This is a genomic window from Holdemania massiliensis AP2, from assembly GCF_000327285.1.
GTDB classification, from domain to species: domain Bacteria; phylum Bacillota_I; class Bacilli_A; order Erysipelotrichales; family Erysipelotrichaceae; genus Holdemania; species Holdemania massiliensis.
Map to the genome: position 1 here is coordinate 136,938 of NZ_HE998569.1, position 16,255 is coordinate 153,192.

Consider the following 16,255-nt stretch of genomic DNA (forward strand, 5'->3'; position numbering starts at 1 on the left):
GAAAGAAAATAAGAATTGTATTTTTCTAAAAGAAACTGCGGGTGTAGCGAATGAATTCTTCCATGATCGGTGTAACTGGGGCATTTTTGTGGGTGATGATCAGGAATTCATAATCCAAATCAAGATCGTCAATCGGCCGCTTGACAATGGAGGATGGCAGGGGAATCGAATCACTGCCAAAAAAAGCTGACGCAGTGCGTGCTTTCAATCAGCTTAAAAACCAGGCTCATTTCCGCTGGGGATAAGATGATCGTCGGTTTTAAGCCCTGTTTCTGACAAACCTGTTCCATGTGTGTATTCAAGGCATTCTCAGTATTCAGACCGATCAGTTTCTGTCCGCGAAAATCCGCAAGCGACAGAGACGGCTTGGCGGCCAGCGGATGATCCTTGCTTAAAACCGCAAAAACGGGATGCCGGTAGTGATACTGCACCTGCACCATCGGGGCATTGTAAAGCATCGTGCAGAAATAAATATCCATTTCACTGGACTGCAGCGAACGATTGTAGGAATCATCCGGCGCGCTGTAAATCTGAAAATCAACGTCTGGGTGCGCGGTGATGAAACGGGTCAGAAAATCATCGGGGAAGTTGATTAACAAGCCCGTCGGATAGCCCAATGACAGGGTTTTGGGACTTTCGTTTTTCATCGCCTGAAGATCAGAAATGATGTTGTCATGCATCTGCAGATAAGGAAAGGCAGACTGCCGCAGCGCTTCGCCATAGCGCGTCAGCTGCAGTCCGGCAACGCCGCGAATGAATAACGGCACATCCAGCTCATCTTCCAGCTTATCTATGGTTTTGCTTAAAGCCTGTTGGGACAGGTAAAGTTTTTTTGCCGCTTTGGAAAAACTGCCTTCTTGGGCAGCCGTGATGAAGCAGTGCAGTTGTTTCGGATTCATGCACAAGGGTCTCCTTTTGTTGATTTCAGCTTATCATAAACTGATAGGGGCTACAATAAAAAGTTGTATCCCCTAACTTTTATCTGTTTGTCAATTCACAAACAAGCCTTTTATAATGGAAAAAGAAATGACAAACAGGAGGGAAAGTATGTCAAATTCAAACAAAATCAAAGGCATCAGCCGTCGTGATTTCCTCAGAGGAACTGCGGCTGGAGCATTGGGCGTTGCGGCTGCCGGATTGTTAGGCGGTTGTGCTTCCACACCGGAAAAACAGGAATGTCCGCCCTGTGATCCGGTTTCTGCTTCCACTAACAGCTGGCCGGCCGTCGAGGCGTTAGAGCCGAATGTTCCGATGGAAGGCGTTGTTGCCTTTGTCAAGGAACCGATTGCCGAGGGGGAAATCGTAAGAACGGAGAATGTGGACGTTGTCGTCTGCGGCATGGGGCCGGCTGGTTTTGCGGCGTCGATTGCCAGTGCTGAACAGGGATTGAAAACCGTTGTCCTAGAAAAAGGTCAGGTTGGGACTTACCGTTCGGCGACGATCGGCGGTCTGACGGATCGAATTCACAAAAAATACGGCGTTCAGTTTGATACCCAGGAATGGCTGGATGACGCGATGGTCAACTCGATGTTCTACGGCAATCAGGCAATTTATCAACGGTGGATCGATACCCAGGAAGAAGCGATCAACTGGTTTCTCGATCTGTTCGCGCTGCCGGATGACGATTTCAAGCTGACTTTTGCGGCTGGGGATTTCCCGGACTTCTATGATCCGTATGATAAAACCTCGCTGAGCCGTTCCTGGAATACGTCGATCAACATTCCTATGGCGCCGAATGAAATCGTGGAGCTGCTGACAAACAAAGTCAAGGAAGCGGGAGCGGAAGTGCTGATGGAAACGCCAGCCTGCCAGCTGATCAAAGAGGACGGCAAGGTCGTCGGCGTCATCGCCAAAACGGCAGAAGGCTACGTCAAGTATTTATGCGCTAAGGGAGTTGTCCTGGCGACCGGCGGTTATGAGTTTAATCCAACCAAGCTGAAGGAATGCTGCCGTCCGCGGGATCTGGCTCTGAATCACTGGATGAACGGAACCGCCTCCAATACCGGCGACGGTCATGAAATGGGCAAGGCGATCGGAGCGATCGAGGATGAATATCCGCATCCGCTGATGCTCGATCCTGCTCAGTTAATGCCTTATCTGCGCGTCAATAAGCTGGGCAAGCGGTTCACGCCGGAATATGAACCATACAATCATCTGGCGCTGGCAATGCAGAATCAGCCAGGCGGCATCAACTGGTACATTACCGACGGCGATGCGGCCAATGCGATCAACAAGATGTGGACGCCGTCTTCCTCCTGCTATGGACCGAAGGAAGTCTGGGTCGGTGCGGCAACCAGTGAGAATGCCTTAAAAGCGGATACTCTGGAAGAACTGGCGGGTTTGATGGGCGTACCGGCGGAAGCCTTTGTCGAAACGATTGAGCATTGGAATGCAATGTGCGAAGCCGGTGAGGACAGCGATTTCCACATGCTGCCGAGCATGATGCATCCGATTAAAACCGCGCCGTTCTATGCCAACCTGGAAGGGGCAGCCGCTTTGTGTACGGCCGGGGGACTGCAGGTAACGCCCAACTCCGAAGTACTGGATACGGAATTCAACGTCATCGAAGGTCTGTATGCGATTGGCAACGTTTCCGGTTCAATGTTCCACGGAACTTATCCGCATAATCTCAACTGCATCTCCCACAGCCGCTGCATCACTTTCGGCTACAACGTAGCGAAAACCTTGGCTTCAAAATAAAAATCGTCAATTTGATCAACGATTCGTTGGTTTCTGATCAATTCGGAAACGGCGGATCGTTTTCTTTCGGCTTTCTGACAAATCTTGGGATTGCATCCATTCCCAAAGCGGAATCTGATATAATAAAGGCAACAGAATTTCCCGACTGATGGGAAGCGAGGAGGAATACGGATGAAACATAAATTATGGGCTGTCATCGCAGCTTGTGTTCTATTCACGGGTTGTGCCCAATCCCCGGCTGAGACCGCCGTGGTCCCTTCCGCAAGTCCTGAAACCGAACGTCTTGCGGGAACAAAATTGACGAATGCGGCGATGTTTGAGATGTTTCAGCGATTGGATAAGGCCGCTATTTTTACGGATGATCTAGGCGTAGCCCGACCCTTTGAATTATGGCGCAACGTTAAAAATCAGATTGTTCTCTACCTAGAGAATCGCGATCATCCGTTTTTAATCTGGGATCCGGTTAACGATACGGTGGAGGTGAATTATACTCACCAACAACTCGTGGAATATCAGGAAGAGGGGGTAACAAAACAGGCTTATCTGGAACTGATCTGCGATGGTTTTCAAGCTTCGTGCACCGCTGCGGTAACGACTTCAACCAAAACAACACGCTGGCCGGTGGAGGCTCCGGATGAGCGCGTCAGCCCCGCTTTAGCAAAAGCCGTCCAGCAAGCCGCCAAGCTGCAGCAGGATCAGATTGAACAAGCACGCCAACAAGCCGACAAAGCATTATTTGAGCTGCGAACAGTCTATCTGAATACACAGGATTACGAATATGCTGAACAGAAAACCTATTCGCAGGCATCAAACGGATTTAAAGAAGAATCCTCCGCGACAACGTATACGCTTTATACCGGTGAGTTGAATCCAACTCTGCCGCCCGATGAGGTTGCTTTTTACTTCGCGGCTCTGTTAGGCAAGGAATTTAGCGATCCAGCTCAGATAGAGGCTGATGTGTCCGTCATGTTAACGCTGATGGCCGCGGTGAAGACCTATGTCTGTGAGGGATCTTCGCCGACTTTAAGCTGCACGGCTGCAACCGCCGGGAATGAGACGATCTCACTTAACCTTCCCCAGGCCGCAGCGGATGATCTGTTGGCGGTGATCCAGATCACGGATCTGGAGGAGGCTTCCCAAGCGCTGCTGGGTCGAACGCTGTCCCTGAATTCTTTTGATCAGGATGGCATTCGCTATGATGCAGATACACTAGAGGGTTATGTGCTGATCCGCGGAGCCTATGGGATGGGGGAAGAACAAGCGCCGTACGAGGCACCAATGACGTTAGTTCTTAATGAGCGCACTGAAGGCCAGCGTCTGATCCGACAATATGTCCAAGTGACTGAAATTGAAAATTCAGCCTTTGTCCGCGATGATCAAGGCAATGAATATTACCTGCCGATGATCCAGGAAACGCTGCAGGCGGAAGACTGTCCTTTGGTGATTTGGGAAACGGCCTGTGAGCCCAATGCCGACGCATCCCAGCTATATCGGCTGGTCTATCAAAAGCCACTGCGTTGAACTGAGTTGATCTGCAGCATAAAAGTTTACTATTTTTCCGCAAGCTGACAATAGCTGGGAAACGGAACAGGCAGACAGGATGACTTAAGGGAAACAGGAGGAAGAAATGAATACACCAACACTTGAAACAGAACGGTTAAGATTAAGAAAGTTTACCGCCGATGACATGGAAGCGATATATCAGATTTACAGTGATGAGGTAGTCAATCAATTCCTGCCCTGTTTCCCGTTAAAAAGCAGGGAGGAAGCCCGCGCCTTCTTTGAGAAACGGTATGCGTCCAAGTATGCTTTGCCGCAAGCTTATGCCTATGCTGTCTGCCTGAAACGGGATAATTATCCGATCGGCTATCTGTGCGTGGATATGGATGAACCTCACGATTTGGGTTATGGTTTGAGAAAGGAATTCTGGCATCAGGGGATCATGACGGAAGCCGGGAAAGCTGTGATCGAGCAGGTGAAAAAAGACGGCATTCCCTATCTTACGGCAACGCATGACCGCAACAATCCGCGAAGCGGAGGTGTGATGAAAAATATCGGAATGAAATATCAATATTCCTATGAAGAACAATGGCAGCCGAAGGACCTAGGCGTTACTTTTCGGATGTATCAGATCAATCTTGATGGACAAAACGACAGAGTTTATAGGAAATACTGGGATCATGCTGAGATTCATTTTGTCGAAGAAGACGTCTGATTTCTGCTGTCATGCTGAGATGCAGTGCAGCTCTTCGGGCAGGAACTAGGCTGAACTCTCATGGTTTCTGATCGCAGAATTGAATTTTTGTCAATCCCTGCAGTGTCGTATCTTGATAAGCAGCGGAAAGAGCGGATCAGCCGAGAGCGATGTTGCTTAACATCCTTCCATGGGACTAAGGCTTTTTCAGATCAAAGCTTTGACATTGGCGAATGTGGGAAAACGTGCTAAACTAAAAAACAGAAAACAGGAGGAAAGGATCACATGGATATCAAGGAACGGGTAAAAAGTTATGAAGAAGCGATGCTGAAGGATCTGGCAGAGCTGGTTTCCTATAATTCGGTTCAGGGAGAAGCCAAACCGAACGCACCGTTTGGCGAAGTCCCTGCTGCCTGTCTGGATAAGGCGCTGGAAATCGCGGAAGGTTATGGCTTCAGAACAAAAAATGTGGATCATTATGCCGGTTATGCTGAGATAGGCGAGGGTGAATCGGTAATCGGCGTTTTGGCTCATTTGGATGTTGTTCCGGCCGGCGAGGGCTGGAATACCGATCCATTTGTATTGACTCGGGATCAGGATCGGGTTTATGGCCGCGGCACCAGTGACGATAAGGGCGCGGTAGTGGCTTCCATGATTGCGATGAAAGTTCTAAAGGACATGGAGATTCCGCTGAACAAACGGATTCGTCTGATCCTAGGGACAAACGAAGAAAACGGCTCTAAGTGCTTAGCGCATTATGTGGAAAAAGAAGGTCATATCGACATGGGGTTTACGCCTGACGGTACATTCCCCGGCGTTCATGGAGAAAAAGGAGCCTTGGGGCTGGACTTTGAAAGCACGCAAACGGCTATCAAGGAAATCCGCGGCGGCGTTGCTTCCAATGTAGTCTGCAATCACTGTACGTTAACCATCAGTCAGGATGCGGTCGCGGAAACGGCGCTGCGCTCGGCTCTGGAAAAGCATCCGATAACGTTTGAAGTTAAGCGGGATCAGGACGATCTGATTGTGGACGTCTATGGAACAGCGGCTCACGCCAGCACGCCGAAGCTGGGCATCAATGCGATAGGCGAGCTGATGGCGGCGTTAGCCGAAGCCGGAATGCAGGATGACTTTGTTGAATTCTACAACCGCCGAATTGGTATAAGCTGCGATGGCGCGGGATGCGGTTGCAAAACAGCGGATGAGTATGGTCCGCTGACCTTCAGCAATGGTCTGATTCAGATGGATCACGGGGTAATTCGCGGAACGATTGATATTCGCTTTCCGGTGACGATGAAATCCCAACCGATTATTGAACTGATTGAAAAGACGATGGCCACCGAAACAAAGGGTAAAATTACCGTCCGCAGTCATACAGAACCGTTGTTTTTCCCAATCGATTCCCCATTGGTTTCCCGGCTCTTAGAAGCCTATCAGGAAGTGACGGGGGATTATCAATCCAAGCCGATCACGATGGGCGGAGGAACCTATGCCAAAGGAATCCGCAACTGCATTGCTTTCGGCTGCGAGTTTGAAGGCGAGGATTGTCATATTCATGACGCCAATGAATTTGTACGGATTGATTGTTTGCTTCAGCAGGCGGAAATCTACGTTCATGCCTTGATGAAATTGCTGGAAGCTTAATCATTCTGAAAGAAATCTTCATTGATTGGAGATTTCTTTTTTCGCTTTCGACAAAGGGAAATCTGAGAAATTAAGATAAACAATCGCCTGAGGAAATCCTCGTTGCAGCTGAAAATTTTATTACGCAGTCGTAAAAATAAAACGCAATTGTATTATCATCGGCAATGCGGTAGCTGACATTGTTGTCTTCGGCCGCATTGAATACCGTTTTTCTTATGGATCAATGAGCATGGAGAAATATTATAAATAATGCTACAATGAAAAGCAAGAAATGAGGGATGGCGTTTGAAAACAACGAAGCTGGCAATAATGTATGATTTTGATAAGACCTTATCGCCGAAAGATATGCAGGAGTTCAGTTTTATTCCGTCGTTAGGCATTGAACCGGCGCAGTTCTGGAGTGAAGTCACCGCTTTGGCTGAAAGTCAGAAGATGGACGGAATTCTGACGTACATGTACATGATGATTAACAAGGCGAATCTGATGGGACAACCTATTCGCCGGAGTGATTTTGTCGCTTTAGGCAAGAATGTAAAACTGTATCCCGGTGTGGAAAAGTGGTTTGGGCGAATGAATGAATATGGCCGGCTGCATAATATTGAAGTTGAGCATTTTATCATTTCTTCGGGTTTGACTGAAATCATCGAAGGGACCGCGATAGTGAAGGAATTCAAGAAGATTTATGCCTGCAAGTATTGCTACAACGCCAGCGGTGTTGCAGTCTGGCCGGCTACGGTTGTCAATTACACGACGAAAACGCAGTATATCTTCCGCATCAACAAGGGAGTGCTGGATGAAAACAATGACAATGATCTCAACCGGTATACACCGGATCAGCTGCGTGACATTCCTTTTACCAATATGATTTATATCGGCGATGGATTAACCGACGTTCCGTGTATGAAGTTAGTGACAGTCAATGGCGGCAAGTCGATAGCGGTATTCGGCAAAGGTTCAGATAAAAAGAAAGCGACAGCGCAGCAGCTTGTAGCCGATCACCGGGCAGATTTTATCGCACCCGCGGATTACAGCGAGAATCGGGAGCTGGATAAAATTGTTAAAAGCATCATTGATTACACGGAAGCTCGGATTCAGATGGAAAAATTGATGAAAAAAACACCGCAAAAAGAAAGATAGGAAAAGGGTAAAGCAGCAGAAAAGGATTTCATTTCTTTAAGCTGTACAAGAAAGGCGGAACGGGAAAAATTTATCCCGCCTTGGATACTCAGGGCAAAACAGGGCTGGGTATCGAGAGTGAAGAACCAAGGCTTCAAGGAAATGAGATTAAATAGAAAAGTAGGCAGAGAAACAGTCAAGGACAGTTTTGTTTTCATTCGGCTGTTTTTTTATTTTGCGGATAGGGTGAGGAAAGATTGAATATCACTCTCAAATGAGTTAATATTATCTTGTAAGAGGATACTCAAGAAAGTTATTCGGTTTTTTCTATTTTTAGCGGGGCTTTTTCTGATTTTCCGCAATATTAATATCAGGAGGACTTCAAGATGGCGGAAAACTCAAACTATCCTCGCAAACAAGCTCTAAAGCAAGATTCTGTTTCATCACCAACACCTGCACTAACCCCTCAGCGCTTAAGGATCCTTGATTATCGCGAAAATGATGTCTTTCGGTATACCTTCGGCTCGGAAGATGAAAGATCGCGAAGAATCAGGATCGCATATCTGTCCGATCTGCTTCAGTGCAGGCTTATCCGAGCCGATATTAAGAATACGGAGCCGATAAAAGATCACAGTAATGAAAAAGGGATTCGATTTGATTTGCTTATCGAAACGGAAGAGGATGAAGGCGGGATCCAGCGGGTCAATCTGGAAATTCAGAATTATCAGATGAGCGATTCCTTATCGCTGCGCTCTCAAGGCTATCTGGCGCGAATTGTAGCCGATCGGCTTTCGATGGGGATCAGTATGATTTTGATCCGGTAGTTCAGGTTATGATTACCAACCATATCCCGCAAATAAAAGAAAGCTGCAGGGATTATCTTCATCCTCACCGATTTTTCCACGAAATCAAGGGGGAACGAATGGCAGAAGAACAATGTCGGATTCTGTGGGTGGAAATGGATAAATTGGAGAAGTTGGAAAAGAAGCCGATAGAAGAATGGCGGATATCTGAGAAAATCCACTATATGATTCGGTTCAGTCATGCGCAGAAGAAGCAGAGAATCATTCAGGAATTGATTGAAAAGGAGGAAATCATTGCGATGATGGAAGAGAAGAAAAGGGATTATTTAAGGGACGCGAGTTTAGCGATCGCCAGAATGCGGGCTAAATTTGATGAATTGGATGAACAAAGAGTCTACGGGAAAGGGATTGTAAAAGGAAAGGAAGAAGGAAAATTGGAAGGACAGCGGACCTTAATCCAATTCGTATTAGGCCAGCGGATGAAACTCAGCAAGGCGGATGCAAAGCTGATTGACAGCTTAGAGTCAGAAGCGCTGGAAGATTTTGTTTTGCGTTTAGATAAGATTCAGATACCGGAAGATTTGCAGCGGCAGATCGCTGCCGTGAATCAGAAAGATCAGAGAAGTCAGACTTTTACTTTTGTTACTACGCCGGATTAGGGGAAATCCTTAGAAAAAACACATATTCATAAGAATTTACAAAAGAACCGCGCACAAGGATGCTTGCGGTTCTTTTATACGCGCAATGGAAGTGATAACGTAGTCGCTTGCTTATTTATGATCTGTAAATTTTGATCTGAAATCTCAGTTAGTTTGTTAATTTGATAGGTAGAATTAAGGAAATATTATTTTATCTTAACTTGAAAAATATTCTGCTTTGTGATTAACTAGAAGTAATAATAGATGAGGATTAAATTTATGGATTTTACATTAACTCAAAAGCAAGCCTGTCAATTCTATGTGCTGTGGCAAGGCTTGTCGGGACCTTATCGTTGGCATACCCAAGCTGATATTTTGATGTTGATTGATCAATTGGGCTGCCTCCAATTTGATCCGATTGATATCTGCGGAAGGAATGCTGATTTGGTGCTGCATGCCAGGGTTCGCGGATACCGTAAACGGCAGCTGGAAACATTATTATATAAGGATTGTCAGCTGATTGATGCCCTTGATAAAAACATGGCGATTTATCCGCAAAGGGATTATCCGAAATTTGCCCGAACACGTCGAAGAGCGATGGAATATCATCGTGTGACTGAACAAATTGAAACTGCGATTCAAGCTATTAAGACTTTTATGCAAACCCATCCCATCCTCTGTTCTCAGGATGTGAATTGGAATGAAAACCTAGTTTGGGTATGGGGAAGAACAGCTTCGCTGGCGGCTGTGGCTTTGGAAATGATGCTTTATCGGGGTGAGGTGGTGATCCACCATCGTCAGGGAACAATTCGATACTATCAGCTGACAGAAAAACGATTTCCCGGATTAGATCCACTATCCGATCCTTTTCCTGATGAAACAGAGTATTATGCTTGGCGGATTGAACGTCGGATTCGTGCCTTAGGCTTATGCTGGAACCGTCCTTCCGACGCCTGGCTGGGAATAGAGAAAATGAAAAGTGCTGAGCGGCAGAAAGCATTTGAGCTCTTATTGAAACAAGCGCGGATTTTTCCTGTTAACATTGAAGGGTGGGATCAGCCGCTTTATGCAGTGAGGGAAACGCAGCCTTTTCTGGAAAGCGCACATGAGGAAACTCCATACCGAAGACGTATGGAATTTCTAGGTCCGCTGGACAATGCCTTGTGGGATCGTCGGCTGATCGAGCAGCTGTTTGGCTTCCAGTATAAATGGGAAATTTATACACCGAAAGCGCAGCGAAAGTATGACAGTTATGTACTGCCTGTGTTATGGGGAGAACGCTTTGTCGGCCGAATTGCACTGGAAAGCAAACCGGCAGAGAAAAAACTGATTGTAAAGCAATTCTGGCGGGAGCCGCGGATCCGTGACAGTCAAGCGCTGCGGACAGCTTTAGATCGGACATTGGATCGATTTATGCGGTTTCATGAATGTGAGATAATCGAAAGAAATGAATAAAAAGTGCTGAAATCCTGATTAACAGGAACTCAGCACGTTAGGATAATCAGAAGCCTGACGGATGTTTCTTGGAAATAGAATAGTTTAAAGGTGATAAATGCGCTGTTTATATTGCTTTTCTATCTCCAGACTGCGTTCTGTACCACCGTCAACATTGGCGCTGAGGCGAACCGGCGGCGTATAGCCTCGCTTTAACATCAATTCAACAGCTTCCAAAATGGTTGCCTGAAGCAACGCAGCAGCAGCGATGGAAGAGGTTCCGCAGATATTAACCGGCAGCCCATCGACAGCGACAGCGGCGTCACCCTCGACTGACAGATTATCTAGGATTACATCTGCGAATTCATATAACCGCTTTCCGCTGCTATGACGGCTGGTTAGTTTTTTGGAGGCATCCAGAGAAGTAACGACGATCAGTTTTGCACCAACCGCCTTTACTTTCATTGCAATTTCAATCGGTAAAGGATTGCGGCCAGAATTGGAAATAATGATGACCACATCTTCAGGCAGGACTTCGACTTTCCGCATTAATATAGAACCCGAGCCTTCAAGAACTTCATAGATGCCCATCGCCGGATCTTTAATCACTTTTGCTGCAAATAATCCGCCGGCCCGGCCCGCAACCTCAATCGCTGCGGCATAGGAATGACCGCTGCCGAATGATTGCAGAATTCCGCCGGCCATGATGGCGTCGGCGATGAAAGCGGCAGCCTGATGAATGGATTCCCGCTGGCTGTTTTCTAATCGCTTCAGCAAATTTTCAATAGTTTCAAAGTAACGATTGCGTTCCATCATCCGATCACCTTCAGCGCAGAAAGGATAATTGCACCGATCATCACCACAAAGATGAGCTTTCCTGCCGTCATGCCTTTTACCTTGGAAAGCCGGTAGCACAGCACAACCAAGACGACTTGCGGTAAATAAGGCATGATTTTATCCAGATTTTCCTGTACGGATAACATGACTTCGCCAGATTGGAAAGTATATGGAATTTTCAATTTGACAACCGAAGGGATTAAGGCACCAACCACGATCAAACCTAGAATCGAAGCACCATTTGTTATGGCATTTAATTGATCTTTCATGGTCGTAATCAGCTTAGCGCCTTGAGCATAGCCCAGGTCGAAAAGCTTGGTTCTCATGAAGAGGACTGCGATATTCCAAGCCACCCAAATTCCCATGCCTACGGGACTGCCGGCTATTGCCATGTTGCCGGCGATCGCTCCGAAAATGGTTCCGGCAATGACGCCGAAGATAACATCGCCAACCCCGGCAAACGGCCCCATTAAAGCTGTTTTCAGAGAAGTCGCTGTTTCCAGAGCGGCAATGCCTTCTTCCTCTTCAATGGCCAAATTCATGCCAATGATGATTTCAGACATCTGCGGAGTGGTGTTGTAAAATTGAATATGAGCCCGACAGGCTCGGTCCAGAGCTTCGGGATCATCCCCATAAAATTTTTTAAGCGCTGGCAAGATCGCGTAGAAGTAGCCCATTCCCTGCATTCTTTCGTAGTTATGCCCCAACTGCAGACCAAACATGTGACGCAGATTAATCCGGCGGAGTTCTTTCTTGGTTAAACGTTTACTCATCCAGATCACCTCCAGTTTTTATAGCTGCCCAGCGCTGATCAGCCTGCCGAGAATACATGAAATCCAATAAAGTAATGACCAATCCGAATCCAGCGATACCTATCAGCGGAATCTTTAAGTAGGCGGCCATCAGAAAACCAAGAATTAAAAATGGGAGCTTTGATATTGTCGGGAGGTAATTAAGAAGGATACAGATACCCACTACTGGAATGACGCCGCCGGCGACTTGCAGCCCAGTCATAAACCATTGCGGGATCCAGCCCATAACAACTTCAATGAAAGGCTGTCCGAAGCAGAGAACTAGAAAGACCGGAACTGCTCGGGAAAGCCCGGGTGCAATCATACCCAATACGTTTTGGAATGCAGCTTTATCATAATTACGTTCAGAGATAAAATGATCTGCCCGATGAAGAAAGAAAATATTAGCGTAACGGGCTAAGATATCCAGCTGAATCATCAACAGAGCAACAGGAATCGCAATGCCCAAAGCTAACTCCGGCGTAGAATTCAGACTGAGAGCAGTGCCGACGATCGCGCCGACGGTGGTATTGGGAATCGAGGTGCCGCCGTAAGTATTGACTCCCAGCGTCATCAGCTGAAGCGTGCCTCCCAACATTAATCCGGTCTGCGGATTGCCCAGAAGCAAGCCGGTAAACCAGCCGGCAAGAATCGGCATACTTAAGCCGATGTTGAAGGAGCGGGTTTCGTTCGGCTGAATGAAAGCATACAGTGTGATTAAGGCGATTTGCCAAGGTTGAATCATAACATCTCCTTTCCGGTCCTTAGGGACCATGAACTAACTTTATAATAGACTATATGTATTGTAAAATCAATACATTATGTAATTATATTGAAATGTTTTTTGTTTGTGTGGAATGTTGTGGAAAACATGGTAAAATAATTCAAGAGGTGTTCTGTGTGGAAAAGCAAAGTAAATACAATGAAATTGTGAAAGCCATCATTCAGGATATTGATCAAGGCATACTTCAGGCGCGTGACCGTTTGCCCTCGGAAAAGGAACTGCAGGATCGATTTGGTGTTTCACGGGTGACGGTACGCAAAGCCATCGATGTTTTGATCGATGAAGGTTATGTGGTCCGCGATTACCGCAAGGGTACGTTTATCAGCGAGCGGATTACTTATAAGAAGATGAACGAAATCGTCAGCTTTACTAAGTCTGCCTTACTGCGCGGCGATATCCCGTCTACGATCGTTCACTCCATCGATGAGGTAAAGCCAGATCCTTTTCTAATGAAATATCTTAGAATCGGAGCCGAGGAGCAGCTGATTCAAATTCGACGGACGCGATTGACCAATGGTTTCCCGCTGATTTATGAAGAATCGTATTGGATTGCTTCGATTGTGGGAACTTTTGATCAAGTTAAAGCTTCTGCGTCCTTGTTTGAATATTTAAAAAAAGAAAAAGGGATTATCCCGGTATACAGTCTGCAGGAGTTGGATGCTATTGGCGCTGCCGGACAAATTGCTGAAGCGCTGCAGGTTCATGAACAATTCCCGCTGCTGCGTTCATTAATGGTCTTTTATGACGCTTCGGACAGACCTTATGAGCTGGCATTTAATTATTATCGAACGGATCGATGTAAATTGTCGATGGTCAGAACTCTTAATGAAGGGTAAATGAGAAAGGATGAATAAAGATGGAATTTCTACACTGCACAATGCCTGAATTTGCCGTATTAGGAAAAGAGGGCAGCACACACAGTTCCAACTCAGAATGGATTAAACAGCTTTGGACAGAAGCCAACAGTCATTTTAATGAGATTACGGAGCTGGCGCTGCGGGATGATCAGGGAAATTTGGCAGGTTTTTGGGGCGCTATGACCAGCTTGGATCGCACTTTTCAGCCTTGGGAAAATCATTTGTCCGTAGGCTTGTATCTGGCGGGAGTGCAGATTCCGGTTGAAACTGAAGCACCAAAAGGCTGGGTGAAATGGATTGTCCCAGCTTTTGATTATTTATACGGTCAGGTTGATGGTGATCCGCAGACTGCGGTTCAGCTGGGGTTGGAGGAAATTAAGCGGCAGGGATTAGCGTTAAGCGGAGCAATCCAGGAATATTATTGTCCCCAGGAAAATGGTGCGATGTATTTATTTTTTCCAATTAAACAGAACTGCAACGAAAAGTTGCGTAAGTGCATTCGGTGAGAGATAGACCGCTATCTATGTCTTTGTTAAGATAGGATTGGTAAAACCGAGGAGGAATAAGTTATGAATTTTGGCGAAAAATTGGTTCAATTGCGCAAAGGAAAGGGCATGTCGCAGGAAGATCTTGCAGTCCTGCTGAAAACAACGAGACAGGCTGTCAGCAAGTGGGAAAATAATCAGGGATATCCCGAAACAGATAAAATTCTTTTACTCTCTCATATTTTTGAAGTGTCGACCGATGTCCTGCTGAAAGAAGAAAAAACTGTACAAAGAACGGAAGATGAAGGTTTGTATGTAAGTCGGGAAATGGCTAACGGCTTCCTTGATAATGAACGAAAAGTTAGCCGATATCTGGGACTGGGGTTTTTATGTGCTGCTTGGGCAGGAATTCCCTATGTTTTATTTGAGGCTGATCCACCAAAGCGGTGGTTGGGAATAGCCATATTTGGTATTCTAGGGATTTGCGTGTGGGTCATTGGTATGTTTTCAGATCAAGAACAATATAAGAAATTACGCGAAGAGCCCTTGATATTCGATTATGCATTTCTGAAAGAAATCTCTGCAGAATATGCAATCCGTAAAAAGAAATATAGAATCATTGCGCTTCCCAGCACAATTCTGTTTATTCTTGGGCTTTTGATATTAATTTTCACTGGGCAAAACGTTATCCCTTGGTCGATTTATCATATCTTCATTTTTCTGGTCTGGGGTGTTGGCTTGTTTGGTTTTGTTAGCAGTGCTGCAATGATGGAGGCTTATGAGCTTCTGACAGAAAATGAACAATTTTCAAAACGTTTTTTGTTTCAGTTGAAACGGAAAATCAAAGCGAAGCTGGATTTGAGATAATCGGAAATACCAGAGCGAGTTAATAAAAAGCACTACTGTAAGTGCTTTTTTGATGTTCTCAATGATGAAGTAAAGAAGATCGTTAATTGTGCTACTCCGATGTTTCCAGCTGTTGGGTTATCGCTTTAAGAAACTGCTCGGCCGCTTTGGAGAAGACTTGATATCGTTTCCAGACTAAGCGCATGCCGATTTCTTTTTTCGGTGTTAAGGGTCGGAAGCAGAGTGCGCTGCTGCCGGTCATCGAAATCAGCTTGTCCAGCGTCAGCGCATAACCTAAGCCCTCGTCCACCATCAGGGATCCATTATAGATTAAATTATAAGTGGCAAAGATATTCAGATGTTCAGCCTGATCTCCCAGCAATTTGATCAATTCTCCGCTGCAACTCAGCTGTCGGGAAACGATCAGCGGCAAATCAAACAGATCTTCTAGGGTGAGGGTCTTTTTTTCAGCCAGAGGACTGTCGCAGCGCATTAATATACCCCAAGTATCCCGCATGGGCAGCGGCAGAGTATTGTATTTTGACAAGTCCACCTCCCCTAAGACCAAGGCAAAATCCAAAAGACCTTTGTCAAGATCCTCAAGGATATCGCAGGCATCGCCGCTGGATAAATGATAATGAATCTGCGGGAAATCCTGCTGCAGGTTTTTGGCGGTTTGGACTAACAGCCGCATCGAGTCGGTTTCTCCCGCGCCGATATAAATGTCGCCGGCAACAATTTCCTCAGGAGCAGTCAGTTCATTTTCGGTTTTGAGGATCAGATCGACAATTTCCTGAGCCCGCTTGCGCAGAAGCATGCCTTCTTCCGTTAACGTAATCCTGCGGTTGCCGCGGATCATCAACGGTTTGCCCAACTCGTCTTCCAAATCTTTGAGCTGACGGGAAAGCGTTGGCTGGGAAAGATGAAGAGCTTCAGCAGCCGCGGAAATACTTTGTTCCCGGGCGACCGCAAGAAAGTACTGTAAAACGCGAATTTCCATAAAGTTATCCTCCGACAGACTCAGTATAGCACATTTTTAATATAGCTTTCAAGCATAGACAAGTATTTGATATGAGTATTTGCTATTGAGAAATTGCGCTGATAAAATGATAACCATTCAAGGAGG

General features: G+C 46.2%; 16 protein-coding genes. 11 read left to right on the forward strand and 5 right to left on the reverse strand.

Annotated elements, in window-relative coordinates; genetic code table 11:
- Positions 1-170: 170 nt before the first annotated feature.
- Positions 171-899, reverse strand: coding sequence for a LysR family transcriptional regulator (locus tag BN162_RS13000; protein ID WP_020225560.1), 729 nt, complete (start codon positions 897-899; stop codon positions 171-173).
- A 148-nt stretch (positions 900-1,047) separates the two neighbouring features.
- Here BN162_RS13000 and BN162_RS13005 point away from each other — a divergent pair, with 148 nt between their 5' ends.
- From BN162_RS13005 to BN162_RS13040, 8 genes are all read left to right on the forward strand, one after another.
- The gene (locus BN162_RS13005) at positions 1,048-2,700 is read left to right on the forward strand and encodes an FAD-dependent oxidoreductase (RefSeq protein ID WP_020225561.1); all 1,653 of its coding nucleotides are present in this window, start codon (positions 1,048-1,050) and stop codon (positions 2,698-2,700) included.
- Between the two features lie 171 nt (positions 2,701-2,871).
- Positions 2,872-4,221 carry a hypothetical protein gene (locus tag BN162_RS13010; RefSeq protein WP_020225563.1) on the forward strand — a complete coding sequence of 450 codons (1,350 nt, stop codon included), beginning with the start codon at positions 2,872-2,874 and terminating at the stop codon, positions 4,219-4,221.
- 106 nt (positions 4,222-4,327) lie between these two features.
- Positions 4,328-4,915 carry a GNAT family N-acetyltransferase gene (locus BN162_RS13015; protein ID WP_020225564.1) on the forward strand — a complete coding sequence of 196 codons (588 nt, stop codon included), beginning with the start codon at positions 4,328-4,330 and terminating at the stop codon, positions 4,913-4,915.
- Between the two features lie 264 nt (positions 4,916-5,179).
- On the forward strand, positions 5,180-6,538 hold the full coding sequence (locus BN162_RS13020; RefSeq protein WP_020225565.1) for a Sapep family Mn(2+)-dependent dipeptidase: 1,359 nt from the start codon (positions 5,180-5,182) through the stop codon (positions 6,536-6,538).
- Between the two features lie 285 nt (positions 6,539-6,823).
- Positions 6,824-7,675: an HAD family hydrolase gene (locus BN162_RS13025; protein ID WP_020225566.1), complete on the forward strand. Its 852-nt coding sequence runs from the start codon at positions 6,824-6,826 to the stop codon at positions 7,673-7,675.
- Between the two features lie 365 nt (positions 7,676-8,040).
- Positions 8,041-8,478, forward strand: a complete 438-nt coding sequence (locus BN162_RS13030; protein WP_020225567.1) for a PD-(D/E)XK nuclease family transposase — start codon at positions 8,041-8,043, stop codon at positions 8,476-8,478.
- Positions 8,479-8,576: 98 nt separating this feature from the next.
- Positions 8,577-9,116: a hypothetical protein gene (locus BN162_RS13035; protein WP_020225568.1), complete on the forward strand. Its 540-nt coding sequence runs from the start codon at positions 8,577-8,579 to the stop codon at positions 9,114-9,116.
- Between the two features lie 258 nt (positions 9,117-9,374).
- On the forward strand, positions 9,375-10,550 hold the full coding sequence (locus tag BN162_RS13040) for a DNA glycosylase AlkZ-like family protein (protein WP_020225569.1): 1,176 nt from the start codon (positions 9,375-9,377) through the stop codon (positions 10,548-10,550).
- Positions 10,551-10,634: 84 nt separating this feature from the next.
- Here BN162_RS13040 and BN162_RS13045 read toward each other — a convergent pair whose 3' ends face one another.
- The 3 genes from BN162_RS13045 to BN162_RS13055 are packed head-to-tail and all read right to left on the reverse strand — an operon-like array spanning position 10,635 to position 12,902.
- The gene (locus BN162_RS13045; protein ID WP_020225570.1) at positions 10,635-11,342 is read right to left on the reverse strand and encodes an SIS domain-containing protein; all 708 of its coding nucleotides are present in this window, start codon (positions 11,340-11,342) and stop codon (positions 10,635-10,637) included.
- Positions 11,342-12,139 (reverse strand): PTS system mannose/fructose/sorbose family transporter subunit IID, encoded by a 798-nt coding sequence (locus BN162_RS13050; RefSeq protein ID WP_020225571.1) that lies wholly within the window; start codon positions 12,137-12,139, stop codon positions 11,342-11,344. The genes BN162_RS13045 and BN162_RS13050 overlap by 1 nt, the downstream gene beginning before the upstream one ends.
- On the reverse strand, positions 12,132-12,902 hold the full coding sequence (locus tag BN162_RS13055; RefSeq protein WP_020225572.1) for a PTS mannose/fructose/sorbose/N-acetylgalactosamine transporter subunit IIC: 771 nt from the start codon (positions 12,900-12,902) through the stop codon (positions 12,132-12,134). Before BN162_RS13055 ends, BN162_RS13050 begins: the two co-directional genes overlap by 8 nt.
- A gap of 155 nt (positions 12,903-13,057) precedes the next feature.
- On the opposite strand from BN162_RS13055, the gene BN162_RS13060 reads away from it, so the two are divergent.
- From BN162_RS13060 to BN162_RS13070, 3 genes are all read left to right on the forward strand, one after another.
- Complete coding sequence (locus BN162_RS13060; RefSeq protein ID WP_020225573.1) at positions 13,058-13,777, forward strand: GntR family transcriptional regulator; 720 nt, start codon at positions 13,058-13,060, stop codon at positions 13,775-13,777.
- A 20-nt stretch (positions 13,778-13,797) separates the two neighbouring features.
- A complete protein-coding gene (locus tag BN162_RS13065; RefSeq protein ID WP_020225574.1) occupies positions 13,798-14,304 on the forward strand; it encodes a GyrI-like domain-containing protein in 507 nt (168 codons plus the stop codon).
- Between the two features lie 63 nt (positions 14,305-14,367).
- Positions 14,368-15,150, forward strand: a complete 783-nt coding sequence (locus BN162_RS13070) for a helix-turn-helix domain-containing protein (RefSeq protein ID WP_020225575.1) — start codon at positions 14,368-14,370, stop codon at positions 15,148-15,150.
- Positions 15,151-15,241: 91 nt separating this feature from the next.
- Here BN162_RS13070 and BN162_RS13075 read toward each other — a convergent pair whose 3' ends face one another.
- Positions 15,242-16,129, reverse strand: a complete 888-nt coding sequence (locus BN162_RS13075; protein ID WP_020225576.1) for a LysR family transcriptional regulator — start codon at positions 16,127-16,129, stop codon at positions 15,242-15,244.
- Between the last annotated feature and the right edge of the window lie 126 nt (positions 16,130-16,255).